Source organism: Empedobacter tilapiae, from assembly GCF_004785645.1.
GTDB lineage: Bacteria > Bacteroidota > Bacteroidia > Flavobacteriales > Weeksellaceae > Empedobacter > Empedobacter tilapiae.
In genome coordinates this window covers 53,237-78,442 of record NZ_SRPE01000013.1, presented here as the reverse complement: position 1 = coordinate 78,442, position 25,206 = coordinate 53,237, and the positions used below count along the sequence as shown (strand labels likewise).

Annotated in this window: 20 protein-coding genes; 13 read left to right on the top strand and 7 right to left on the bottom strand. The window is 31.2% G+C overall.

The genetic code is table 11. The features are described 5' to 3' along the window. Window positions 1–165 precede the first annotated feature (165 nt). Window positions 166–303, top strand: coding sequence for a hypothetical protein (locus tag E4J94_RS17660; RefSeq protein ID WP_168801896.1), 138 nt, complete (start codon window positions 166–168; stop codon window positions 301–303). A 239-nt stretch (window positions 304–542) separates the two neighbouring features. Here the strand turns inward: E4J94_RS17660 and E4J94_RS15745 are convergent, their stop codons facing one another. Both E4J94_RS15745 and E4J94_RS15740 read right to left on the bottom strand, forming a co-directional pair. After that, window positions 543–884 (bottom strand): phage holin family protein, encoded by a 342-nt coding sequence (locus E4J94_RS15745; protein WP_135836756.1) that lies wholly within the window; start codon window positions 882–884, stop codon window positions 543–545. A gap of 133 nt (window positions 885–1,017) precedes the next feature. Then, entirely contained in the window at window positions 1,018–2,553 is a 1,536-nt protein-coding gene (locus E4J94_RS15740; protein WP_135836741.1) for a glycine--tRNA ligase, read from the bottom strand. 203 nt (window positions 2,554–2,756) lie between these two features. Here E4J94_RS15740 and E4J94_RS15735 point away from each other — a divergent pair, with 203 nt between their 5' ends. The 6 genes from E4J94_RS15735 (at window position 2,757) to E4J94_RS15710 (ending at window position 9,065) form a co-directional block, all read left to right on the top strand. After that, complete coding sequence (locus tag E4J94_RS15735; RefSeq protein ID WP_135836740.1) at window positions 2,757–3,266, top strand: hypothetical protein; 510 nt, start codon at window positions 2,757–2,759, stop codon at window positions 3,264–3,266. Between the two features lie 97 nt (window positions 3,267–3,363). Next, a complete protein-coding gene (locus tag E4J94_RS15730; RefSeq protein WP_135836739.1) occupies window positions 3,364–3,810 on the top strand; it encodes an HYC_CC_PP family protein in 447 nt (148 codons plus the stop codon). Window positions 3,811–3,937: 127 nt separating this feature from the next. Next, window positions 3,938–6,187 (top strand): TonB-dependent receptor, encoded by a 2,250-nt coding sequence (locus E4J94_RS15725; protein WP_135836738.1) that lies wholly within the window; start codon window positions 3,938–3,940, stop codon window positions 6,185–6,187. A gap of 25 nt (window positions 6,188–6,212) precedes the next feature. Then, window positions 6,213–6,578 carry a heavy-metal-associated domain-containing protein gene (locus E4J94_RS15720; protein WP_135836737.1) on the top strand — a complete coding sequence of 122 codons (366 nt, stop codon included), beginning with the start codon at window positions 6,213–6,215 and terminating at the stop codon, window positions 6,576–6,578. 163 nt (window positions 6,579–6,741) lie between these two features. Then, window positions 6,742–7,269, top strand: coding sequence for a tRNA methyl transferase PRC-barrel domain-containing protein (locus tag E4J94_RS15715; protein WP_135836736.1), 528 nt, complete (start codon window positions 6,742–6,744; stop codon window positions 7,267–7,269). Between the two features lie 11 nt (window positions 7,270–7,280). After that, complete coding sequence (locus E4J94_RS15710; protein ID WP_135836735.1) at window positions 7,281–9,065, top strand: endonuclease; 1,785 nt, start codon at window positions 7,281–7,283, stop codon at window positions 9,063–9,065. A gap of 69 nt (window positions 9,066–9,134) precedes the next feature. On the opposite strand, the gene E4J94_RS15705 is transcribed toward E4J94_RS15710, so the two are convergent. The 5 genes from E4J94_RS15705 to E4J94_RS15685 form a co-directional block, all read right to left on the bottom strand. After that, on the bottom strand, window positions 9,135–11,744 hold the full coding sequence (locus E4J94_RS15705; protein ID WP_185145650.1) for a M36 family metallopeptidase: 2,610 nt from the start codon (window positions 11,742–11,744) through the stop codon (window positions 9,135–9,137). Window positions 11,745–11,906: 162 nt separating this feature from the next. Further along, window positions 11,907–13,031 (bottom strand): molecular chaperone DnaJ, encoded by a 1,125-nt coding sequence (gene dnaJ, locus E4J94_RS15700; RefSeq protein ID WP_135836734.1) that lies wholly within the window; start codon window positions 13,029–13,031, stop codon window positions 11,907–11,909. Window positions 13,032–13,045: 14 nt separating this feature from the next. Continuing rightward, window positions 13,046–13,603, bottom strand: a complete 558-nt coding sequence (locus E4J94_RS15695; RefSeq protein ID WP_246034355.1) for a nucleotide exchange factor GrpE — start codon at window positions 13,601–13,603, stop codon at window positions 13,046–13,048. Between the two features lie 738 nt (window positions 13,604–14,341). Continuing rightward, entirely contained in the window at window positions 14,342–16,780 is a 2,439-nt protein-coding gene (locus tag E4J94_RS15690) for a TonB-dependent receptor (protein WP_135836732.1), read from the bottom strand. Next, window positions 16,728–18,419: a M23 family metallopeptidase gene (locus tag E4J94_RS15685; RefSeq protein WP_135836731.1), complete on the bottom strand. Its 1,692-nt coding sequence runs from the start codon at window positions 18,417–18,419 to the stop codon at window positions 16,728–16,730. Before E4J94_RS15685 ends, E4J94_RS15690 begins: the two co-directional genes overlap by 53 nt. A 234-nt stretch (window positions 18,420–18,653) precedes the next feature. Between E4J94_RS15685 and E4J94_RS15680 the strand changes: the two genes are divergently transcribed. From E4J94_RS15680 to E4J94_RS15655, 6 genes are all read left to right on the top strand, one after another. Then, window positions 18,654–19,478 carry a hypothetical protein gene (locus E4J94_RS15680; protein WP_135836730.1) on the top strand — a complete coding sequence of 275 codons (825 nt, stop codon included), beginning with the start codon at window positions 18,654–18,656 and terminating at the stop codon, window positions 19,476–19,478. Between the two features lie 121 nt (window positions 19,479–19,599). Next, the gene (locus E4J94_RS15675) at window positions 19,600–19,944 is read left to right on the top strand and encodes a hypothetical protein (protein WP_019975371.1); all 345 of its coding nucleotides are present in this window, start codon (window positions 19,600–19,602) and stop codon (window positions 19,942–19,944) included. 8 nt (window positions 19,945–19,952) lie between these two features. Further along, the gene (locus tag E4J94_RS15670; protein WP_038335658.1) at window positions 19,953–20,243 is read left to right on the top strand and encodes a cell division protein ZapA; all 291 of its coding nucleotides are present in this window, start codon (window positions 19,953–19,955) and stop codon (window positions 20,241–20,243) included. A gap of 251 nt (window positions 20,244–20,494) precedes the next feature. Then, a complete protein-coding gene (gene rny / locus E4J94_RS15665; RefSeq protein ID WP_135836729.1) occupies window positions 20,495–22,069 on the top strand; it encodes a ribonuclease Y in 1,575 nt (524 codons plus the stop codon). A gap of 384 nt (window positions 22,070–22,453) precedes the next feature. Next, window positions 22,454–23,413 (top strand): ribonucleotide-diphosphate reductase subunit beta, encoded by a 960-nt coding sequence (locus tag E4J94_RS15660; protein ID WP_135836728.1) that lies wholly within the window; start codon window positions 22,454–22,456, stop codon window positions 23,411–23,413. Window positions 23,414–23,490: 77 nt separating this feature from the next. Next, window positions 23,491–25,191, top strand: coding sequence for a ribonucleoside-diphosphate reductase subunit alpha (locus tag E4J94_RS15655; RefSeq protein WP_135836727.1), 1,701 nt, complete (start codon window positions 23,491–23,493; stop codon window positions 25,189–25,191). Window positions 25,192–25,206 lie beyond the last annotated feature (15 nt).

Below are 25,206 nucleotides of genomic sequence, written 5' to 3'. Positions count from 1 at the left end.
ATAACCATAGTTGGACGCATGCAAATGATCAATACAAAAAGTTTTATAGTAACGAGCAAACGTCGGTTGAAGATATTTTGAAAAATCAATCGGCATTAAAATTACAAGATAAAATTGTTCGTTTACCAGGAAGAAACATGTGGGGATTGGACGGAAAATTGAAGAATGATGGAGCTTCTAGGTGTACAAACGGCTGATGGTTTAGCAAAGTTGGGTTATAAGGTTATTGGTTGGGATTTGGAATGGGCGCATTATACTAAAGATGGAACACCAGTGCAATCTGTTCAAGTGATTTATAAATAAATTGTTAATCAATTAGAATCAAATAAAACATTTACAAAAAATAATATAGTTGTGTTAATTCATGATGAAATGTTTCAGAATAAGTGGGAAGAGTTAGAATTGAAACAATTGGTTGATCTTCTTAAAAAAACATGATAATTATATTTTTGAGCAAATAAAATTTTATCCTCAATAAACCTTTATAAAATACAAAAGCTGTCCAAATTGGACAGCTTTTTATATGTAGTAATTTGTGAAAATTAATCTCCCATCATTCCTCCAACTAAAGAGTTGACAATAGCTAATACAATACCGAATAATAATGCATACCAAAATCCGTCAACATGGAAACTATCTCCCATAATTGCGCTTGCTAATAAGATAATAATTGCTGTAATCACAAAAGAAAATAATCCTAATGTTAAGATTGTTACAGGTAAACTAATAAAGTTTAATACTGGTTTTACAACTGCGTTTAAAAGTCCAATAACAAGTGCAACGATAATCGCAGAACCATATCCTTTCACAGATACTCCAGGTAAAATGTTAGCAAGTCCGAAAACAACTAATGCTGATACCAAAAGATTAATAATAAAGCCCATAATTTGTGTTTTTAGATTAATATTTGCAATTAAAATCAAAAGCTTTGCCAAATTGTTAAAAATTTTAATAAAAATAAAAAAAGCTCAGAAATTTCTGAGCTTTAGTATTATTATATTGAAAAAACATTCTTTTTTATAATTGTTCAAAAAGATATTTCATGTTTACTTCTTTGTCAATAATTTGAGCTAACTCATCAATATTAACACGTTTTTGTTCCATTGTATCACGGTAACGTAAAGTAACAGAATTATCGTTTAATGAATCGTGGTCAACTGTGATACAGAAAGGAGTTCCAATGGCATCCATACGACGGTAACGTTTCCCGATAGTATCTTTTTCTTCGTACATTACGTTGTAATCTAAACGTAATTTCTTCAAAATTTCTTTCGCTAATTCTGGTAAACCATCTTTCTTTACCAATGGTAAAACAGCAGCTTTAATTGGCGCTAATGCAGCTGGTAAAGACAATACAACACGTTCTGATCCATCTTCTAAAACTTCTTCTTTCAATGAATTTGAGAAAACTGCTAAGAACATACGATCCAAACCTACAGAAGTTTCTACCACGTAAGGTGTGTACGATTCGTTTGTTTCATTATCGAAATATTGAATTTTTTTACCTGAATGTTGTTCGTGTGCTTTCAAATCGAAATCTGTACGTGAGTGAATTCCTTCTAATTCTTTGAATCCGAATGGGAATTTAAACTCAATATCAGCAGCAGCATTTGCATAGTGCGCTAATTTTTCGTGGTCGTGGAAACGATAATTATCATTTCCTAAACCTAATGTTTGGTGCCAACGTAAACGCGTTTCTTTCCATTTTTCGTACCAATCTAACTCAGTTCCTGGTTTTACGAAAAATTGCATTTCCATTTGTTCAAACTCACGTTGACGGAAAATAAATTGACGTGCAACAATCTCATTACGGAAAGCTTTACCAATTTGAGCAATTCCGAAAGGTAATTTCATACGTCCAGATTTTTGTACGTTTAAGTAATTTAAGAAAATACCTTGAGCAGTTTCTGGGCGCAAATATAAATCCATTGCTTGATCAGCTGTTGCTCCTAATTTTGTTCCGAACATTAAATTGAATTGACGAACTTCTGTCCAGTTTTTAGAACCCGTTACAGGATCAGCAATTTCTAATTCTTCAATCAAAGCTTTTACATCGTCTAAATCTTCGTTTTCCAAAGATTTTCCCATGCGCGCTAAAATTGTATTGATTTGATTTTGATATTCTACAACACGAGGATTTGTCGCAACAAATTGATCTTTATCAAAAGCATCACCGAAACGTTTTGCAGCTTTTGCAACTTCTTTCTCGATTTTACCTTCAATTTTCGCACAATGATCTTCAATTAAAACATCGGCACGATAACGTTTTTTAGAATCTTTGTTATCAATCAAAGGATCATTAAACGCATCAACGTGGCCCGAAGCTTTCCAAGTAGTAGGGTGCATAAAAATAGCAGAATCAATGCCGACAATATTTTCGTGCATTTGTACCATTGCTTTCCACCAATATTGTTTGATGTTATTTTTTAGCTCAGCTCCGTTTTGACCATAATCGTAAACGGCTGATAATCCATCATAAATCTCACTCGATTGAAAAATGAAACCATATTCTTTCGCATGAGAAACTACTTTCTTGAAAATATCTTCTGACATAATTAATTGTGTGTTCTTATTTAAAGTGCAATTTTAGTGATTTTTGATGACTATTGAGGTATATTTTGATAAAATCGTAAGGCTTTAATCACTTATTCTATTTTTTTGTTAAGATTATTAGTGGAATGATTGATTTTATTAGTCGGATTATTTCAATTTCAATAAAAAAAACATACTTTTAAATCATTAAAAATGATAACCATATGAAAAAGTTTATTCTTTCTATTCTGTTATTAAGTTTTGTTACAAGTTGTAATTCACATAATTCATCAACGGAAAATAAAGTTGAAAATAAAGTAAAAGATTCGGTTAAAGAATCAGATGTTAATTATAATGTTGCACTTGATTTTATGAATAATTATGTCGATTATATCATGGATACAATTGGTAAAGTAAATGAAGATGAATATATTAACAAAAACGAATTGTTAACACAAAGTTTTAAAGATCGATATAAATTTGTGCAAGATTCTGCTTATAAAGTTGAGCCAGAAGTTGGGTTGGATTTTGATCCGATTGTCGATGGACAAGATTTTCCTGATAAAGGATTTAAAATAAAATCGATTGATAAGGCAACAGGTTTAGTGACTTTGAAAGGAATAGATTGGCAAGATTTTGAAGTCGTTTTGAAAGTTGTTAACGAGAATAATAAATCGTTAGTAAATGGTTCTGGAATTATTAATATTCCGACCAATAAACAGGCAAAAAGATAAGTGATGAAACTGAAAATTCTATAATAAACTTGGAAAATGATATAAATTTCAGTTTGTTTTGATTTGAATTTTTTGTTTATTTTTGTCCAATATGAAAATGCAACAGTACATAAAGTATGTTTTGTCGGTGGTTTTGATTTTTTCAAATCTTAGCTACGCATTTTCTATGCACTTTTGTCAAGGAGTGGTTGAGCAAGTGAAGTTGAATCATTTGGATAATAATTCGCACGAAATGGAAGTTTCTACTTCGTGTTGCCTTCCAAAAACAGAAAAAAAACATTGCGAATTACCAGAAAATAATAAAACTAAAAAAGACGATTGTTGTAAGGATATTTCGTATTCGGATAAGTTTGTAGAAAAGCAAACTGTCAAAATACAGAAACTTGTTCCGATTAGTTTTATAGCTTCTGAAATTCTTCAAATTAGAATTCCGATTCAAGATGAAGAGATGAGCAATCAATCAAATTTTCTTGATTTTTATGTAGCTTCAAATGCACCTCCAAATTATATACTCTATTCTCAGTTAACATTTTACGAAGCTTAATAACTGTTTGTTTTTGATTAAATCAATCAGAAATAGATACGCTATTATTTGAATATTAAAGTATTTGATGAAAATTTAATCAACAAGTACACAATAATAAATAGGCATAATGCCTTAAATCGTAAAAATGAAAAAAATATTCACTTCAGTATTTATACTAAGTGCTGCGTTATCTTACGCGCAATCTACATTAAAGGGGAAAATTACAGATCAAAATCAACAACCAATCATTGGAGCAGAAGTGTTTTGGCAATCGTCAGATATTTCTGTTATCACAGATGATAAAGGAAATTTTGAGATCGAAAATTATCAACCAACTTCAATCTTAGGTGTTTTTTATGACAATGAAACGACAACTTTTAAGGAATTAAAAGACGAATTTCAAAACATTACAATTAATGTAAAAGATCATTTTGGGGATACTTCGTTGAATGAAGTTGTGGTTCGTGATACAAGTAGTTCGCTTAAAAAATCGAAGTTTGCAACCAATATGACGACAATGACAGGAAAGGAATTGTTGAAAGCAGCTTGTTGTAATTTAGCCGAATCTTTTGAAACAAATCCTTCTATTGATGTCAATTTTTCGGATGCTGTAACGGGAAATAAGCAAATTAAAATGTTGGGTTTAACCTCTCCTTATATTTTGATTGCAGAAGAAAATATACCAAATGTTCGTGGAGCTTCGCAAGCTTTTGGGCTTAGTTTTACGCCAGGAACTTGGGTAGAAAGTATTCAGGTGACGAAAGGTGCGGGAACGGTGATTAATGGTTATGAAAGTATTTCTGGGCAGATTAATACAGAATTAATCAAACCTTCAAATGATATTCCGTTGTTTGTGAATCTTTATGGTTCTACAGATTCGCGCTTCGAAGGGAATGTGCATTTGAACAAAAAATTGAATGATAAATGGAGTACTTCTTTGTTTATGCATGGAAATGCACGCGTTTCGAAGAATGATATGAACGATGATGGGTTTTTAGATAATCCGCTTGGACATCAAGTTAATGTGATGAATCGTTGGCAATATCAAAACTTAGAAAAAGGTTGGGTTGGATTTTTATCTGCAAGATATTTGAATGATACAAAACAAGCAGGACAAGTTGATTTTGATAAAGATCGAGACAAATTAACAACAAATTATTGGGGATCAGAAATCAATACAAATCGTGTAGATATTTCATCAAAAATTGGTTATGTTTTTCCTGAAATGCCTTATCAAAGTATGGGATTGCAAACGGCGTTTAGTTATCATAAACAAGATTCTTACTTTGGATTGAATCAATATGATATTGAGCAACAAAGTTTTTATTCCAACTATATTTTTAGTTCGATTATTAGCAATACAAAAAATAAATTCTCTACAGGAGCGAGTTTTACGTACGATAAATTCAAGGAATTTGTAGCACTTCCGACTGATGCGAATTATGATCGAATTGATAATTCTGCAGGAGCATTTTTCGAATATACGTTTGATAATATGAAGAATTTCAATATGATTGCTGGACTTCGTGGAGATTATCATAATCGAATGGGATTTTTCTTAACACCTCGTTTGCATACGCGTTATACACCTGTAAAAGGAACAACAATAAAAGCGTCGGTTGGTCGTGGAAAACGAATCAATAATATATTTGCAGAAAATCAGAATTTATTTGCTTCTTCAAGACAATTTAATATTTTGGGCGATGGAAATGGAAAAACATATGGTTTAGATCCAGAAATTGCATGGAATTATGGATTTAGCGTAACACAAGAATTCAAATTATTTGGAAAAAATGCTGATGTTACAGCAGATTTTTATCGAACAGATTTTCAAAATCAAATTGTAACGGATATTGATTATTCGGCTCGTCAAGTGAGATTTTATAATTTAGAAGGTGATTCTTATGCAAATTCGTTCCAATTCGATTTTAATTATAATCCATTTACGCATTTCAAAATTAGAGCATCATATAAATATTATGATATAGCAACCGATTATGAAAACGGAAAATTAGAACGTCCATTGCAAGCGAAGCATCGTTTCTTTACAAATCTTGAATATGAAACACATGAAAGAAATGGAAGAAATTGGCGTTTTGATGTAACATATAATTGGATTGGAAAACAGCGTTTACCAAATACATCGGATAATTTACCAGAAAATCAATTGAATGAATATTCGAATCCATTTGGAACAATTAATTTCCAGATTACACGTGTTTTTTCAAAACGTTTCGAAGTATATGTTGGAGGAGAAAATGTAACGAATTATCAGCAACATCGTGTAATTTTAGGAGCTGATAATCCATTTGGTTCAAATTTCGATAGTTCTATTGTTTATGCGCCAATTTTTGGACAAATGTATTATGCTGGATTAAGATTTAATTTAAAATAATAAATCATAAAAAATAAATTAAAAAATGAAAAAATTATTAGCCTTTGCTTTGATTGCGACTTTAGGGATTAGCGTGCAAGCACAAAATAAAAATGCAAAACATGATTTACATGTTAAAGGAAATTGTGGACAATGCAAAGATCGTATAGAAAAAGCAGCTTATGGTGTAAAAGGTGTAAAATCTGCTGAATGGGATAGTAATACACAAAATTTACATATCATATTGAATGAAAAGAAGAGTAAAGTGGATGATGTAGAAAACGCTGTAGTAGCGGTTGGACATGATACTGATAATAAACGTGCAGAAGAAAAAGTATATGGAAATTTACCTTCTTGTTGTTCGTATGACCGTGAAGGTTCAGTTGGTGAAGCTAACACACATAGTCATTAAAAGATTTTAAAATACAAAAAAAGGGATTTCAATTAGAAATCCCTTTTTTTGTTCATAAGATGTTAATAGTTTAAAAATAAAACTTCTATTATTAACTTTTAATTAACATTAACATTTTATCTTTGTTATCTTTCTTTTTTTGTAATGAGATAAATAAAATAAAGTGAAAATAGGTCAAATTGTAGAGATTCCAAGAAATTCTCCTATTTATAATATAGAAAAACCATCTTTTCAATCAAAAGAAGAGGAGCTTTTTTGGAAGATAAGCCAACGAAATTATTCTTTGTTTGATGGTTTTATTGTGGGAGAGCATTCTGGAATAGAGAAATTTGAAATTGGACAACGAAAAGGCTTAAATATTAGTGGAAAAGAATTTCCTGTTTATGTGATTGGAATTGATGAACGCGAAAACATAATTTTTGTAGGTCAAGGGAAAAATCATCCAGGTCTTTTTACAGATGTATTTTGTTTTGAAGAACAAAATATAAGTTGGTTAGAAAAGCCATTTTTAATCAATGAAATAGAAGTTAATGTTACTTCTATATATTTGAAAGAAGAAGTAAATGCGAGATTTTATCAATTTGGAAAAATCTATTTTTTGGAATTTGCAAAACAAATTCCTTTTATGATGAAAAATTACACATTAAGACTTTCTTATGAAAATAAGGAAGTTATACTATTAAATAAATAATTGTTATTAAAATGAAATTGAAATTTACATTTTTATCATTTGCTTTAGCATTATTCGCACAAGCTCAAAAGGCTCCAGCGTATTATTCAAGCATTAACTTTACTAAAACAAAAAACGAGTTAAAAAATGATGTTGCAAAATTAATTAGCGATACTCATAAACAAAACGTTTCTTATTCGGCAGGTTTAGCAAACTTATTTAAAACAAGTGATGCTGATCCTCAGAATCCATCTAATTTATTATTAATGTATGGATCTCAAAGTTCTGGAACACATCAAAGAAGCCGTTCTTATTCTGGATCTTGGAATAGAGAGCATGTCTATGCAAAATCTAAAGGGACTCCAAATTTAGGAACTTCTGGACCAGGATCAGATGGACATCATTTACGTCCAGCTGATGTTACATTGAATAGTACAAGAGGAAATTTACTTTTTGATGATGGTATTGGTGTTATGGCTACAAAAACTAGCCGTGGAGGTTGGTATCCAGGGGAAGAATGGAAAGGAGATGTTGCTAGAATTTTGATGTATATGTATGTAAGATATAATTCGAGAGCATTACCTCTTAATATTACGTATGGACCAAGTACATATTCTTCTGATTTTCCTGATATTCTTTTGAAATGGAATGTAGAAGATCCTGTATCTCAATTTGAAATACAAAGAAATAATGTTGTTGCAAATGTGCAAGGAAATAGAAATCCATTTATTGACAATCCGTATTTAGCAACTGTTATTTGGGGCGGACCTAAAGCTCAAAATACCTGGCCAGAATCATTTAATGGAGAAGGAGGTAGTGAAACGGATACAGAAAAACCATCTACACCAACAAATTTAGCATCATCAAATATTACTACTACTAGTGTAGCTCTAACATGGACTGCTTCAACAGATAATGTAGCAGTAAGTGGTTATGATATTTATGTAAATAATGCTTATAATTCTTCAGTTTTTTCTAATAATGGAATTATTTCTGGACTAGCTTCATCTACTACATATTCTTTTTATGTAGTTGCAAAAGATGCTGCAGGAAATAAATCAGACAATAGTCAATCAATTGAAGTAACAACTAAAGAATCTAATCCAGGCGGAGGTACAGGAGAGGGTACTTCTTGTGGTACAGAAGATTTCGAAAATATTCCTTCTACAGGTAGCACACCTCCAGCATCATCTTATACGGATAGAACTTGGACGAATAGAGGAATAATTTGGACTGCAACAAATGCAAGAACAGATAGACAAATTTATATTGATGGAGATAATAACAAAGCAATTTGTATTAGAAAAGGAACTTTAAAATCTTCTACAATCTCAGGTGGAATAGGTTCTTTATCTGTAAAAACGTATCTTCCTTTTGCCGATTCTGATGGATTTTATACTCTAAAAATTAATGGTGAAGTAAAAGGTCAAATTCCTTATTCTAACAAAGCGAAAACAACAACTATAGAAAATATTAATGTTGAAGGAGATGTTGTAATAGAGTTAGTTGATGAAACTTCAAATAATAGAGTTTCTTTTGATAATTTATCTTGGACTTGTTACGAAAAATTAGGAACGAATGAAATAGTAAAACAAAATAATAAGTTGGTTATTTCTCCAAATCCAGTAAAGAATCACGAGTTTGTTATTAGTGGAATTGAAAAAAATGAAACTATTCAAGTTTTTAGTATTAATGGTGAATTAGTACAAACAATTCAAAATGTTAATAATAATACTAAAGTTAGGTTGAATAAATTACCAAAAGGTGTTTACATTGTTAAAACAAAAACACAATCTAGTAAGGTAATTATAAATTAATATTTAATTAAACATAAAAAAAGCCGACTCAATTGAGTCGGCTTTTTTTATGTTTAATTGTTTTAAAAATTAGTTTTTGATTAATTTTTTAGTAACAATTCCATTATCTGTTTCGAATTTTAAGATATATACTCCTTTTGGTAAATGTTCAGTTGAAACACTTCCTTTTTGTCCATCAAATTTTACAGTTTTAGAAGAAACAACTTTTCCAGTCATATCAACAATGTCAACTTTGATATCATTTTTGATAGATTTATCTATAATGTAAACCATATCTTTAGCAGGGTTTGGATACATTTGTAAAGTAGAAGCTTTTAGTTCATTTGTCGATAAGTCACAATTTAAAACTTCTTTAGGAGGCATATCAAAAGCTTCAGTTCCATCAATTCTACTATAAGGACTACCTTGGTCTGCGCTATAACCTAAACCTCTGTCAGAGAATGCTTGCCAAATGTCACATTTATTAGCACCGTTGTTTAATTGTTCGTCAGCTTTTAATATAGCATCACGTCCATCAACGAATCCAGGAGAACATGGTTGTAATTTAAGACCTGTCATTACTAATTGAAGGGTCATATTGTTTCCTGCTTTACCATTATATAAATCTGGTGAAAAACCATATTTATTAATCATTTTCCAGTTTATATCCCAAAGCATAGATGCCCAAACATATCCTGTGTTATGTGGAGAATCAGAATTACCATAATTTTTTAAGAAACTATATTTAGCTGGATTAACAGCTATATCTGTTGAATAAACTGTAGGACGAATTCCAGCTCCATCTTTAGGTTGATTTTTAACAAATGTACCTATTCCTCTTTTTGTAGTACCAGTATCTCCTGGTAATTGGGTTAGCATTAAAGCAAAAAAATCAGACCAACCTTCTCCCATTTGTTCAAGGTTACTTAGACATCCTGCATTTGTTATAGGTCCTGTTAGTCTATTTGATACACCATGTCCATATTCATGTGCAATAATACCATTGTCGAAACTACCATCAGAATAAGGAATGTCTTTATGTTGTAGTGAAGCATTTACAGTTACTCCATTTTCTAATTCTTTTTTTATTTTATCACCATTCATTCGAGTAAGCCCAACAACAGGAATGTTAATAGTAGGGTCACTACCGGTTATAGCTAAATTTCCACTAATATTGTTAACAATAATAATAGCTTTAGCTCCAGCGTTTTGTGCGGCTTTAGCTTTAAAAACATAATCACAGTTTCCTCCTTTGTATACTACAGCTATTTTATCTGTAATTTCAGTAGAGTTTGTAATTGTACCACATCCGTCATATGCTGTACCATCTGTTTCACTTTTACGGACTAAAGCTAAATCTTTAGTTATAGGAGTTGTAGGTAAATCTGCACCAAATTCAGCAAATGAAACGCTTAAATTTCCTGCAATTGTCGAAGGGGAATTAATTGTTAATGGATTTATATCAGCATCTGCTGGAGGATTCCATAAATACATTGCCATACGAGGAGATCTTCCATCTGCAGGAGTTGCAAAAGTCGCGTTATTTGTGACTCCGATGCTCATACCTGTTTGAGCTAAGGCTACTACATCATCATTTCCTAGAGCTCCTTTATTGTAATTATCTTTTTGAAAGTTTCCATTTTCTTCTGTAAAACCATAATTATAAAGAATATCATGCATCATATTATTCATATAGAATAAATTTGTAGTAGCTGCTTGCCAATTTTTATATGGGTCTATTTTAAAGTCTACAGGAAAATCAAAATTTAAATTACTTCCTCCATCTACATAATCTTTGTCATCAATTGTAACCTTATTTGTACTAGAGTTATAAGTTTTGTAACCTATCGATTCATGATCACGAACAGCTCTTACATTGTTTCCTTCTGTTCTTGTTTTTATGGAACCTTCTGCTATATTGTGCCAACCATTAGGCGAAGCAACTGTGTTAGAAACTGACAAATCAGCAAATGATCGATCACCTTTATTAGGAGCTTCTAAAGGTAATTTATAAACATTGTATTGCGGAGAAGCAGCATTGTTAACATCATCATATAACCAGTACCAATCAGCTTTATTAAAAGTTGCTAAATTTTCGTTGTGGAAAGCTCCATGATCAAAATTACAAGTTAGAGTGGTATTATGTTTATCTAAAATATTTCCATTTTTTGCATCAACTATGATATGTATAATATCATTTTGATTTTCTTTTAATAAACGATATGATAAAGCATAGCTTAAAACAGGTTTTTGGTCTTTATCTATATAATAAACCAATTCTGAAGTTTCTTCTTTTGTAAAATGAACGCCATAGTCCTGAGAAGATTCTTCTGTAATAAGTTTTAAACCTTCAGAGTGAGCAATGTTATTAAGAGCTTGATTGAGGTTGAGTGTAGGAGTTACATCTGCTGTTTTGAAATTAGAATTAAAACCGTCAGATGCTAAAGCAGAAACAACTTGGTTATTTTTAATTAAATAAGTAGTATAACTGTTGTAGACAGGGATACCTTGAAATGTTCTTTGTGTAAATACCCTCTGAGTTTGGTCTTTTTCGTCATTAATCGTTTGTACAAATTTGTACTCGACATTGTTACCCGATCTCTGCAATTGATAATTATCAATTAAATGCTCAGCATTTTGTGCTTGAGCTGTCATTGATAACAAAAACGCTGAGAAGATAAGAGTAAAATTTTTCTTCATTTGTATAGTGTTATTAATTTGTTAATAAAGTTATTCTTTTTTTTATTAAATGACTAAAAATTAACATAAAAATATATAAATACACAGAATATCTACTTATATGAAACAAAAACATCCAGAGAATATCTGGATGTTATATAATAAAAGTATTAAAATTTTCAATTACTGAAACATATCTTTTACACGTTCAAAGAATGATTTTTCATTTTTAGAAGGTTCAGGTGAGAAATGATCATCGTCTCTCATTTTTTCAAAATACGCTTCTTGGTCTTTCGATAAATGAGTTGGTGTCCAAATGTTAACATGAACAAATAAATCACCTTTTCCGTAACCATTCAAGTCAGGTAAACCTTGACCTTTTAAACGTAATACTTTCCCTGATTGAGTTCCTTTGTCAATTTTAATTTTTACTTTTCCATTAACAGTCGGAATTTCTTTTGAAGCACCTAAAACAGCATCCGGAATAGAAACATACAAATCAAAATGTAAGTTGTTTCCATCACGTTTCAATGTATCGTGTTCTTCTTCTTCAATCAAAACAAGTAAGTCACCAGGAATACCATCAAAAGGTGCATCGTTACCTTTTCCGCGAACTTGCAATTGAATTCCTTCTCTTGCTCCAGCTGGAATTTTAAGGTCGATTGTTTCCTCAACTTTGATTAATCCTTGATTATTTGCTCCCGAAGGAATTTTATCTGCAACTTTTCCTATTCCTTGACAAGTTCCACAAGTTGTAGCAGTTTGCATTTGTCCTAAAAATGTGTTGGTAACACGAACTTGTTGTCCAGAACCGCCACAAGATGGACATGTTTTAGATGTAACGCCATCTGCTTGTTTGAAACGTTTAACTTTTACTTTCTTTTCGCAACCGTTAACCATTTCTTCTAAGTTCAATTTTACGCGAATACGCAAATCAGAACCTTTCATTCGACGAGGACCACGTGATTGACCTCCAAATCCACCACCGAATCCTCCGCCTCCAAAGATATCGCCGAAATGAGAGAAAATATCCTCCATATTCATTCCTCCGCCACCGCCGAATCCTCCGCCAGCAGCTCCGCTCATTCCTGCATGTCCGAATTGATCGTAACGTGCACGTTTGTTGTCGTCGCTTAAAACTTCGTAAGCTTCTGCAGCTTCTTTAAATTTATCTTCTGCCTCTTTGTCACCAGGATTTTTGTCAGGGTGATATTTGATGGCAAGTTTACGATAAGCTTTCTTGATATGTTCTGATGTTGCAGATTTTTCGACCTGCAATATTTCGTAATAATCTCTTTTTGATGACATTTTCTTAATCTAAATTATAATCCAACAACAACTTTAGCGTAGCGAACAACCACATCATTTAATAAATAACCCGTTTCTACAACATCTACAATTTTACCTTTCAAATCCTCTGTTGGAGCAGGAATTTGAGTAATTGCTTCGTGTATATCTGTGTTGAAATCGTCTCCAGGCTTTACTTCCATTTCTTTCAGACCTTTTCCGCGTAACGTTTCTACTAATTTATTATTGATCAATTCAACTCCTTGAAGTAAGTTATCGTCTCCAGATTTTTCAATTTGATTGATTGCGCGCCCAAAATCATCTAAAACAGGCAATAATGAAGTGATTACCTCTTTATTTGCTGTTTTGAAAATATCCATGCGTTCGCGCGAAGTACGTTTTTTGAAGTTGTCAAACTCTGCAAATAAACGTAAATATTGGTCTTTTTCTTTTGCTAATTGTTCCTTAGCAATTTCTAATTCTGACTTTCCAGCAGTTTCTTCCTGTGGCTGTTCCACAGTGTTATCACTCTCTTGAACGTTTTCTTGAAGATTGTCGTTCTCTAATTCTTCGTGTATATTTTGGTCAGACATATTCTTATTAGTTTTTTTGTTTCTGATTGAATCAAATAGTTTGCCAATGCCCATTATGTGTCGTTTTGTCAGATTTTAAATAAAAAAGAAGCACTTCTGTCGCGAGAAGTGCTTCGGTAAATGTATAAAGTTTTTTTGATTTGAGTTTTGATAGATTATATTAATAGTTTAACAAATTTATTTTTTATATCCTAAGTGTCATTCTGAACTTGTTTTAGTAGCTTTACTTTGAGAATGCGAAGTTGAAATGAATTCAACTTGACAAAAAGCGTGTTAAAAAAATCATTTTATTCTTTACAATTATCTTCGCTTATCTTTTTGTCTTTCCATTTTTTTTGGAAAAAATTAGTATACGTTGTTTCTTTTATTATTCTTACTTTTTAAATATAAAATAAATGGAGTTAGTATTCCTGATATAATTGAAAATATCCAAAATGGAAGTAAAATCCATAAAAAATAATATTCTAAAGTTTTATCAAAAATTTAAAAAAGTAAAACCTTTTAAATTTTTATTTTCAAAGCTTTCATTTAATGATACAAAATATAATAAAAATGAAAATAACCAAAATATAAAACTATAAGTCTTTAAATATTTTATTTTACCTATTTTCTTGTTCATGAAAAAAATAGGTAAAATTGAAAAAATAAATATAATTGGAATGATGATATAACCGATATATTTTTGAAAATCCATTGTCAATTAGAATTAATTTATCCTAATATTAATTTTGAATAGTTTTAAAACTTAAAATTAATTTTTCCATTAAAGAAACGTCCTGTCAAATAATTTGGCATTGTGTAAACTGCACTCGAATTTACGTCGCGAATCCATGAGTTACTGATTTCGTTTTTAATATCAAACACATTAAAGACATCTACACCAATCGAAATTTCTTTGAAATTACTCCAAAATGTTCCTTTTGATGGTTTCAATTCTTTTTGATTGATAATTTCTTTTACAAAACCGATATCCACACGTTTGTAATCTGTCAACGTTGTTTGATAATTATATGGATCTGCAAATTGTGGAGCTCCGTTAGGTAAACCAGAAGCGTAAATCAAATTCACATTCACTTTAAAAGATGGTAAAAATTCCATATAATCTTGGAAAAATGCCGATAATTTGAAACGCGGATCTGTTGGTAATGGAATATTTCCTTTATCATCAATATTTTGATAAGCACGTGCATATGAAGCCGAGAACCAAGAATCTATACCAGGGACAAACTGTCCAAATAAACGCATATCAAGCCCATACGCATAACCTTTCGAGTTGTTATCTGCCGTATACCGAATTCTCACATTGTCCACATAATACGGATTCAAATCGTTTAAGATTTTGTAATAAACCTCAGTTGTTAATTTGAACGGACGATCCATCCACTTAAATTCGTAATCGTTTCCAAGAATAAAATGTATTGATTGTTGTGATTTTACTTTATCATTCAAAGAACCATCTAAACGACGAATTTCACGATAGAAAGGAGGTTGGTAATATAATCCTGTTGAAAAACGGAATAACATATCACTTTCCCAATCTGGTTTAACAGCTATCTGAGCACGAGGTGAAACAGTCGTTTCTTCATTGAAATCCCAATAAGCGGCACGTACTCCTGCATTGAATAACACTTTTGCATCATTCCACATAAATTTGCTTGTGTATTGTGCATAACCAGAAAAACGATTAGTTTTTAAATTATTTTTTGAGTTAACATAGTAACTTAAGTTCAACCCGTTTTCTGGATTTTGGTTTACAATATATCCTGTAGAATCTATTGCTTGCCATTCTCCCAATAAATCACGAATATCTTCTTGTTGAAATTTTATTCCCCATTCTATATTATTGTTCCCGTTAATTTTATATTTTCCTTTATGTTGAATTCCTGCTACTAAAGCATCAAAATTATTTCGAGCATGATCGATTTGAGAGCCAACATCGTTGGTAGAAATTACATTTCCGTTTTTGTCTACATCTGATATGAAATAAGAACCTTGTATATCGAAATATTCACGTTCTTTTGAATGATAAGCAAAGACGTCTAAAGCTAAATCTAATTTAGAGTTTGGTTGATACGTAAAAGATAAACTTCCTGTTTCTGTAGCAAATTTATCGTCTTCTTTACCATTGTAATGAACTGTTAATAACAGTGGATTATCCATTGTATTGATATAAGTATCACGTTTTATAGGAAACATTTCGTAACGCGAGCGCGACATAGTTCCTAAAAAAGCAACATTCCATTTGTCATTTAATTTATAATTGATATTAGCTTGTACATCGTAATATTCTGGATTAAAATTGGTATCACCTTTTAAGGTGTTTAAAATTAGATTTCTATTTTGATAACGAGCACCAACAATTGCTGAGAGTTTTTTATCTTTAGAAGCTCCTCCTAGTGTTAAACTTCCACCCATCAAACTAGCCTCTAATTGTCCTTCGAATTTTTTAGGGCGTTTATAAGTAACATCTAAAACAGAAGACATTTTATCTCCATATTTAGCTTCCCAACCTCCAGCAGAAAAGTTAATAAATTCTGTCATAGCAGGATTTACAAAACCTAAACCTTCTTGTTCTCCAGCACGAATAAGTTGAGGTTTATAAACTTCAATGCCGTTAACATAGATTAAATTTTCGTCATAATTTCCTCCACGAACCATGTACTGTGAACTCAATTCTGTGTTTGAATTTACGAAAGGTAAAGTTTTCAATAAATCAGAAACTCCTCCTGTTAGACTGGGGCCTTGTTGCATTTGTGAAGCACTTAATACTGTGCTTTGTAACGGTTTGTTTTTATTCGATTGAAAAGAAACAACAGCTTCTCCTAATTGGATAGCATTAGTTTGATCAGGAACTAATTGAACAAATATTTCTTTTTTATTTTTGTCTTTTAATGTAAAAGTTTGCGCAAACGAATGATATCCATTATTGTTAAAAGTTACAGTAATTGACTCGTTGGATGGAATGTCAATTTTGAAATTACCATTTTGATCTGTAAAATAAGATTGATCATTTATAATAATTTCTGCTTCACTAATTGGAGTTCTATTTTCGTCGACAACTTTACCATTAATTTGCGCTGTTTGTGCAAATAAAATTCCACCCAAAAGAGATAAACTTATGGTACTAAGAAATCTTTTTGAATGTTGTAGAGTACGTTGCTGTGTTGTTTTTTTCATCTTTCACGTTTAATTCTAATTGATGGTCGCCAACTGATATTTGTTCTTTATTCAAATTAATTGTCAATCGTTTGATTTTTTGATCATATTCAGCTAAAACCCATTTACCATCTATATAAGCTTTATAGTCCTTTATTCCAGAATGAACATCATCAATTGTAAATTTGATAATGCTATTAGCTTGAGTAAATTGACTTTCTGATTTGATATTTAACGGAGTAATTGTTGGTTTAGTATTATCAAGCATAATAGAAAAAACACCAAAATCTTTTGGATTAGTAACAAGCTTTCCATTTTTAAGTTCTGTTGTCAAATAATCTTTTTTCCATGTGCCTCTTTTTTGATACTCTCGGATAATAACAGCTTTGTCCAATTGCGCGGTTGGAATATCTGCAGTTGGTTCAATTGCCAAAGTATAGGTTTGATGAATTGGCATATAATAATTTCCAACCCAATGTTTACCATTCGAAAATTTATAAGCTAAATCAAAATCTTCATAAAAAATATTTTTAGGAAAAAATATTTCGATTCCATCAGATTTGAAATGATTTTCTTTGTTCCATAATATTGGATTTGTTTCAGAAAGTTTTGCAGAATCGATAAAAGCTTTCCCATTCACAGTAAAAGATTGCGAAGATAAATTTCCTGCATAATCAGAAACTTCAATTCTTACTTTATATGATTTTCCGTCTTCAAGCTCTAAAATTCCATTATTTTTTAAGTTTGAATACATTCTAATAGGATTTCCATCTTTCACAAATCCTTGATACACCCAACTATTATTTTTCTGAATATCGCTATAATCACAAACACTATTTATAGCTCGTGCTTCATCAAATGAAAAACGATTTGAAGTAAAAGTATAAATCGGTTCATCATTCACATAAATATTAATTTGATGGACTCCATTATTATTTTCTGCTCCATTATGTTTATCATAGGCTTTTACACCAAAACCAATTGCGCCCGAGGCGGAAATTGTTCCACCATTTGCTACAATAACTCGATTTGTTTTTTGATTAATATCGCCATAAATAGGATAAGCATACAAACCTAAAATAGATGGTTTTCGAGTGTCTGGTAAATCAAAACCGAAGTAAAAAGGATTAATAGGTTCTTCTGTTTTGGTATCACGAATCTCGAAATGTAAATGTGGACCTCCAGACCCTCCTGTATTTCCCGAAAGAGCAATCAAGTCACCCATTTTAATAGGAAGTTCATTTGGCTTAGGATGTAATTCTATTTTAAACGTTTCATTTGCATATTGTTGTTTGCGTACATATTCTTGCAATTCGGGAGTAAATTCTCTTAAATGTGCATAAACAGAAGTATATCCATTTGGATGATCGATATAAAGAGCATTTCCATAACCTGTAGGAGAAATATTAATACGGGAAATATAACCGTCTCCAACAGCTTTTACTTTTAAACCCTCTCTTTGTTGCGTTTTGATATCAAGTCCAGCGTGGAAATGATTGGTACGTAATTCTCCAAAATTACCAGCCAAATAATTGGTGATTTCTAAAGGATTTTGGAATATGTTTTTTGGATATGTTTCAGATTTTGGTTGTTCAGTTCGTTGTCCAAAAACAACAGAACTTAGTAATAAGTTTAGGAAAATTGGCTTAATCACTTTCATTTTTTCTTTTCAAAAATTAACAAATTAGTTAAAAATAAACTAAATCTTTTACAAACATCTTTAATCTTTTGAATTTCTGAAAATAATTTCAAGATAAATCTTTGTAAAATAAATTTAAATAAAAGACTATCAATTGTTTGTAATTGTAAAATAATAAACAAGTAAAAGAAAAGGATTTTGGTTAATGACTAAAAATGATGCAACTAATTTTAAATCAAACTTAAAAACATCATTATGAGAAAAATTATTTTAGCACTTTTTATAGTTGCTTCAATCACAAGTTGTAAACAATATAAGAGTTCAGAAAGTAATGCAGAATTGGCTGTGGATATAAAAGAAGAAGTTGAGATTTCTAATGCTACAAATCCAGAAGTAGAAGGAAAGGTTTTTAAATCGAATGCTTTGATTGAAATGAAAGTGAAAGATGCAATGAAAGATGCAATTCAGATCGAAGAAAATGCAATTTCGTTGAATGGCTTTGTGTTGAACAGCGAAATGAATAATCAAATTTTAGATTCGGATAAAATTGGATTATCTGAAGAAAGCGTTAAGAAAATAGATAAAATTCAACGTTCTTATTTGATTGAATTAAAAGTGCCATCAAACAAATTGCGAGAACATGTCAAATTTGCAGTGGAGAAAGGAATAATTATCGATCATATTTTGATTAATAATGAAGAAATGACCTTTGAGAAATATGAAAACGAGCTGAAGAATGAGCAAAATAAAGCAATGAAAATCTCGAAACAAATCGAAAATAAAGTGAACAAATCGTTGATAAATGATGCGATAACTTATGCAACAATTGCTTATCGATTGTCTGAAGAACCACAAGTTGTAACGAATATTTTACCACAAACAGATTTGAAAGCATATAGAAAAATCAATTTAGGATATGAGCTAAAACAAAGTTGGCAAGATGGAATGTATTATTTCAAATCAATTTTGATTATTTTTTGTCAATTTCTACCAACTATTCTTTCGGTATTGTTTTTGATTTTTGGAATTAAGTATGGTGGAAGAATTGTGAAGAATAAGAGAATCAAAACAAAAAACTAAGTAAATCTCTATTTGTCAAATGAATAAGAAAAAACTGATAATATTTAGGTTTTTCTATTGATTAGAAGCAAAAAAATACTATTTTTGCAATAGAAGCTAGAATAATTGAAATTCTCAGGAGATGGAAAAAATGGTAAAATTTAATGAACTTGAAAACAAAGTTTTAAGTGTTTTAGGCCAACTTGGGAATTATAAAGATATATTGAAAGGCGCTGAAAACTCGATACAAGAATTGGAAAAATTGCAAAATGAAATCAATTCGTTGAAAGAAGAAAATGCCAGATTAAAAAATAAATTGAGAGATTCGCAAGCGAATAATTTAAATTTAAATGAGGAGGTAAAACGATTAAAAGTCGTAAATGCAATGAGTGGAAATCAGGAGTACAAACAAATGATGAAGCAAAGAATGAACAAATTAATAAAAGAAGTCGATACTTGCATCGCTCAAATTAAAACAAATAATTAATAAAAAGAATGTCAACTCAACGAATTGAGATAAAAATTGCTTCACGTCATTACCCAATGACGATTAATTCTGACGAGGAAGAAATGTTACTTTCTTGTGCAGAAGAAATAAATGGTATTTTGAAACAATTTGAACAAAAGTACGCTGTTTCTGACAAACAAGACGCACTTGCAATGGTGACAATTCAGTTAGCTTTACGTGAAGCAAAGTTGAAAAAGCAGGTGAAAGATAATGAAGAAATGACAACAGAGCGCATTTCGAAGTTATTGGAATTGATTGATCAGTCAATCGCAAAATAAGAGAAGTTCTGACAGTTATGAAACTGTCCACTAAACAATATTCCTACATTAGTTCTAGCTATTTTGGTTAACTCAACACTAGTTTTGTTACCGAGTGAACACCGTTCGGAAAGCGGGCCGCAACCTTTTAGGTTCATTTATTTGACAGCGGATACTTGACTGACGGACTAACTCAAATCCTGTTTACAGGAGTTAACTCAAAACATACTTTACTAATGTAGGTTTTTTTATATATAAACATTACATAATCTATGGACCCAATTATGACAATAATTATTGCAATTGTTACATTAATCATAGGTGCAGCGGTAGGATATTTTTTATCAAAAAAATCAGTTGATAAACAAAATCAAGAACTGATTGACGAAGCAACTCGCAAAGCACAAAATTTGATTAATGATGCTGAGAAAGATGGTGAAGCCATTAAAAAAGAGAAAATTTTTCAAGCCAAAGAAAAATTTTTAGAATTAAAATCTAAACACGAAGAGGTAGTAAATCAACGTGAAAGAAAAGTAGCTGATGCTGAGCTTAAAGTAAAAGAACGTGAAGAGAGAATCAAAACGGACTTAGCAGAAATTCAGAAACAAAAAGATCAGATTAAATCTGAGAAAGGAAATATACAAGCACGTACAGAAAAGCTTAATATTAAGCAAAAAGAAGTGGATACGATGCATAAAAAACAAGTAGAAATCCTTGAGAAAATTTCGAATTATTCTGCTGATGAAGCTCGTGCTGAACTGATTGAAGTCTTAAAAGATGAAGCGAGAACAAAAGCGCAAGCTCATATCCAAGAAATTATGGAAGAGGCTGAATTGGATGCAAAAAATGAAGCTCGTAAAATTGTCGTTTCTTCTATTCAACGTATTGGAACAGAGCAAGCAATTGAAAATGCTGTTTCTGTATTTAATATAGAGTCTGATGAAATCAAAGGACGTATTATTGGTCGTGAAGGACGTAATATTCGTGCAATCGAGGCTGCAACAGGTGTTGAGGTGATTGTAGATGATACGCCAGAAGCGATTATCCTTTCTTGTTTCGATCCTGTTCGTCGTGAAATTGCTCGTTTATCTTTGCACCGTTTAGTAACAGATGGACGTATTCATCCAGCTCGTATTGAGGAAGTTGTTGCGAAAACAACAAAACAAATCGAGGACGAAATCATTGAAGTTGGTAAGAAAACAATTTTAGATTTAGGAATCCACGGTTTACACAAAGATTTGGTTCGTATAGTTGGACGTATGAAATATCGTTCTTCTTATGGTCAAAACTTGTTACAACACTCTCGCGAGGTGGCAAATTTAGCAGGAACTTTGGCTGCAGAATTAGGATTGAATCCTAAGTTAGCGAAACGTGCAGGTTTATTACACGATATTGGTAAAGTTCCGGAGCAAGAATCTGAATTGCCTCACGCAATTTTAGGTATGCAATGGGCAGAGAAATATGGAGAACATCCAGATGTAATTAATGCAATTGGAGCTCACCACGACGAAGTAGAGATGACTTCTTTAATTTCTCCACTTGTACAAGTTGCCGATGCGATTTCTGGTGCTCGTCCAGGTGCTCGTCGTCAAGTTGTGGAATCGTATATGCAACGTCTAAAAGATTTAGAAGCTACGGCTCTTAATTTTGATGGTGTAGAAAAAGCATACGCAATCCAAGCTGGTCGTGAGTTGCGTGTGATTGTAGAAAGTGATAAAGTTGATGATACAAAAGCAGCTGAATTATCTTTCTTGATTTCTGATAAAATTCAAAACGAGATGACTTACCCAGGTCAAGTTCGTGTGACTGTAATTCGTGAAACCCGAGCAGTTAATATTGCAAGATAAAATTTAGAATTTAATTATATTCTTTTAGGCAAGTCTACAACAAGGCTTGCTTATTTTTTTATGTTAAATTATAGAAAATTAATAGAAGTTATAGTTATTATTTTGATAAAAATTATTAAATTATAACGAATAAAAAAAAGAAAATAATTTATTGATATACAAGTAATTAACAACTTGTTAATAACCTTTTTAATTTTTAAGATTCGAAAATTTTTAATTGTAAAATCTTATCTTAATTTTGAAAGAATCGATGAGTAATTGAAACGAAAATGTAACCCTATTGAGGTTCAATTTGTAAAAAAAATAGAACAACCAACTTTATTTTTTTTCTTCAAGTAAAATCGTTTTTACCAATATTTATTAATCTAAAAAGTCCGAAAAACTATGTCTATTTTTGATAAAAGAGTAAATTATAAACCGTTTGAATATCCTGAAATTTTAACCTTTACAGAAGCAATTCAAAAAGCATATTGGGTACATAGCGAAGTTGATTTTACGTCAGATATCCAAGATTATCATGCAAATTTAGATGATGTCAAACGTGAAATTCACAAACGTTCAATTTTATCAATTGCTCAAATTGAAGTTGCTGTGAAAGGTTTTTGGGGAGATTTGTATCACTATTTTCCAAAACCAGAATTAAATGGTTTAGGAGCTACTTTTGCAGAATGTGAATTTAGACATAGCGAAGCATATTCGCGTATTTTAGAGGTAAATGGTTATTTAGATGAGTTTAATATAGCTTTACAAAACCCTATTTTTAAAAGTTATAACACATTTGTAGGAGAAATTATGCGCGATGAGAGCAAATCAATTGTTGAGAAACTATTGTTTTTTGCGTTGGTCATAGAAGATAGCTCTTTATTCTCGAAATTTGCAAACATTTTGGCCTTTACTCGCTTTGATGGTTTAATGAAAAACACAGCAAATATTATTGCTTGGACTTCTACAGATGAACAAATTCATGCAAATGCAGGAATTTATCTAATTAACAAAATTCGTGAAGAAGGTTTATTACCAGATGAATTAGATCAGAGTTGGATAGAAACGGCTGTTCGTGGCTATATTAATCAAGAAGAGATGATGTTGGATTGGATTTTCGAAAAAGGTGAATTTGGATATTATTCAAAAGCTGATTTATTGAATTATATGAAGTATCGTATTGATGAAGCAATTGCTAAAATAGGTTTCAAGAAAATATATCATATTTCGCAAGAAGAATATAAACCAATGGCATGGTTTGAAGAAGAAGTTTTTGCAAGTAGCTTAGATGATTTCTTTGCAAAAAGACCAGTAGATTATACTAAACATGATAAAAGTATCTCGGCAGATGATTTATTTTAATACTCGAGAACTTTTTTTCAATAACAACTATAAAAAAATATTTTACACAATATCAAATCATTATAAATTCTAAAACTATGGACAATCCGATACCACACGACGATAATCAGAATGCATTTTTTGAAGGAGAAACACAAAAATTATGGTGGAAAAACTCTGAATCTGAGCAAATTTTGAATAGAGGTTATTTGTTGAAAGGAGAAACTGTTGAAGGAGCTATAGATCGTATCACAGCTGCTGCTGCAAAACGTTTATATAAACCTGAATTACAAGAGTCTTTTAAGGAAATGATTGAAAGAGGTTGGATGAGTTTATCATCTCCAATTTGGGCAAATATGGGAACTGAGCGTGGTTTACCAATTTCTTGTTTCAATGTTCATATTCCAGATAGTATAGAAGGAATTACGCACAAATTAGGAGAAGTAATTATGCAAACTAAAATTGGTGGTGGTACTTCTGGTTATTTTGGAGAATTGCGTGAACGAGGAGCTACAATTACAGATAATGGAAAGAGTAGTGGTGCAGTTTCATTTATGGAATTGTTTAATTCAGCAATGAATGTAGTTTCTCAAGGTTCTACACGTCGTGGCGCATTTGCAGCTTATTTAGATATTGATCATGATGATATTGAAGAATTTTTAAAAATAAAATCAATTGGTAATCCAATTCAGAATTTATTTTATGGTGTTTGTGTACCAGATTATTGGATGCAAGAAATGATTGATGGAGATACAGAAAAACGTCAAATTTGGGCGAAAGTTTTAGAATCTCGCCAAGAAAAAGGATTACCATATTTATTCTTTACGGATAACGTAAATAAAAATAAACCACAAGTTTACAAAGACTTAGGAATGTCTATTAATGCTTCTAATCTTTGTTCAGAAATTATGTTACCTTCTTCTGCGGACGAATCGTTTATTTGTTGTTTATCTTCTATGAATTTGGAGTTATATGACGAATGGAAAGATACAGAAGCAGTACGTTTAGCTATCTTCTTCTTAGATGCAGTTTTACAAGAGTTCATTGAGAAAACAGAAGGAAACTATTACTTAGCGTCAGCCAATCGTTTTGCAAAACGTCATCGTGCATTAGGTTTAGGTGTATTAGGATGGCATTCTTATTTACAACGAAATATGATTCCTTTCGAAGGAATGGAAGCTAAATTACGTACAACAGAAATATTTAAACATATTCAATCTAAAGCAGATAAAGCTTCGGAAGAATTAGCACGTATTTATGGTGAACCAGAAGTGTTAAAAGGTTATGGGCGCCGTAATACAACAACTTGTGCAATTGCACCAACAACATCTTCTTCTGCTATATTAGGACAAACATCTCCAGGAATTGAGCCTTTTGCTTCTAATTATTATAAAGCAGGATTATCAAAAGGTAATTTTATGCGTAAGAATAAGTATTTGACTAAATTATTACAAGAAAAAGGTATTGATAATGAAGATGTTTGGCGCGAAATCATGTTGAATGGAGGTTCTGTTCAACATTTAGATGAATTGACAAAAGAGGAGAAAGATGTATTTAAAACATTTAAAGAAATTTCTCAATTAGAAATTGTTCAACAAGCAGCAATTCGTCAAAAATATGTAGATCAATCACAATCATTAAACTTAAATATTCCACCAGATTTGCCTGTTAAAGAAGTAAACCGTTTGATGATTGAAGCTTGGCAATTAGGAGTTAAAACGTTGTACTATCAGCGTTCACAATCTGTATCAAAAGAACTAGTTGCAAACTTAGTTTCTTGTTCTTCTTGTGAAGCTTAATAGTAAATGATATAT

Bases quoted from the DNA above. Each gene is read 5' to 3' on its own strand.
- rny (WP_135836729.1), top strand. From the start codon at position 20,495: ATGGACCCAATTATGACAATAATTATTGCAATTGTTACATTAATCATA.
- E4J94_RS15745 (WP_135836756.1), bottom strand. From the start codon at position 884: ATGGGCTTTATTATTAATCTTTTGGTATCAGCATTAGTTGTTTTCGGA.
- dnaJ (WP_135836734.1), bottom strand. From the start codon at position 13,031: ATGTCATCAAAAAGAGATTATTACGAAATATTGCAGGTCGAAAAATCT.
- E4J94_RS15725 (WP_135836738.1), top strand. From the start codon at position 3,938: ATGAAAAAAATATTCACTTCAGTATTTATACTAAGTGCTGCGTTATCT.
- E4J94_RS15710 (WP_135836735.1), top strand. From the start codon at position 7,281: ATGAAATTGAAATTTACATTTTTATCATTTGCTTTAGCATTATTCGCA.
- E4J94_RS15735 (WP_135836740.1), top strand. From the start codon at position 2,757: ATGAAAAAGTTTATTCTTTCTATTCTGTTATTAAGTTTTGTTACAAGT.
- E4J94_RS15705 (WP_185145650.1), bottom strand. From the start codon at position 11,744: ATGAAGAAAAATTTTACTCTTATCTTCTCAGCGTTTTTGTTATCAATG.
- E4J94_RS15730 (WP_135836739.1), top strand. From the start codon at position 3,364: ATGCAACAGTACATAAAGTATGTTTTGTCGGTGGTTTTGATTTTTTCA.
- E4J94_RS15675 (WP_019975371.1), top strand. From the start codon at position 19,600: ATGGAAAAAATGGTAAAATTTAATGAACTTGAAAACAAAGTTTTAAGT.
- E4J94_RS15695 (WP_246034355.1), bottom strand. From the start codon at position 13,603: ATGTCTGACCAAAATATACACGAAGAATTAGAGAACGACAATCTTCAA.
- E4J94_RS15690 (WP_135836732.1), bottom strand. From the start codon at position 16,780: ATGAAAAAAACAACACAGCAACGTACTCTACAACATTCAAAAAGATTT.
- E4J94_RS15685 (WP_135836731.1), bottom strand. From the start codon at position 18,419: ATGAAAGTGATTAAGCCAATTTTCCTAAACTTATTACTAAGTTCTGTT.
- E4J94_RS15720 (WP_135836737.1), top strand. From the start codon at position 6,213: ATGAAAAAATTATTAGCCTTTGCTTTGATTGCGACTTTAGGGATTAGC.
- E4J94_RS15670 (WP_038335658.1), top strand. From the start codon at position 19,953: ATGTCAACTCAACGAATTGAGATAAAAATTGCTTCACGTCATTACCCA.
- E4J94_RS15740 (WP_135836741.1), bottom strand. From the start codon at position 2,553: ATGTCAGAAGATATTTTCAAGAAAGTAGTTTCTCATGCGAAAGAATAT.
- E4J94_RS15680 (WP_135836730.1), top strand. From the start codon at position 18,654: ATGAGAAAAATTATTTTAGCACTTTTTATAGTTGCTTCAATCACAAGT.
- E4J94_RS15660 (WP_135836728.1), top strand. From the start codon at position 22,454: ATGTCTATTTTTGATAAAAGAGTAAATTATAAACCGTTTGAATATCCT.
- E4J94_RS17660 (WP_168801896.1), top strand. From the start codon at position 166: ATGATGGAGCTTCTAGGTGTACAAACGGCTGATGGTTTAGCAAAGTTG.
- E4J94_RS15655 (WP_135836727.1), top strand. From the start codon at position 23,491: ATGGACAATCCGATACCACACGACGATAATCAGAATGCATTTTTTGAA.